Source organism: Photorhabdus sp. RM96S (assembly GCF_042879335.1).
GTDB lineage: Bacteria > Pseudomonadota > Gammaproteobacteria > Enterobacterales > Enterobacteriaceae > Photorhabdus > Photorhabdus kayaii.
In genome coordinates, this window is the sequence record NZ_JBHFKT010000259.1 from 1 (window position 1) to 257 (window position 257).

Genomic DNA, 257 nt, shown 5'->3' on the forward strand with positions numbered 1-257 from the left:
TTTGTATTTATTGCGGTGGGAAGTGTCCACCTGTGACCAGTCATAGCGAGTGGTCTGGCCGCTGAGTACTGCATCGTGATGCTGAGACTTTTCCGTTTCGACGACCTGAGTCACCAACCCGGCGTTGGTGTTGTTAATCCGGTCGGCATTAATCTTCAAGTGGCGCCCGGCTTCAATCGTCGCCGCGTGGTTATTGAGCTCACGCGCCTGACCGGTGGCCGTCAGGGCGTTATCCAACTGGCCGCCGATGCGCATGT

1 protein-coding gene is annotated in these 257 nt (G+C 56.8%); it reads right to left on the bottom strand.

Annotated elements, in window-relative coordinates:
• Window positions 1-257, bottom strand: a 257-nt coding sequence (locus ACGF49_RS25255; protein WP_387493552.1) for a hypothetical protein, incomplete at both ends; no start/stop codon positions are given.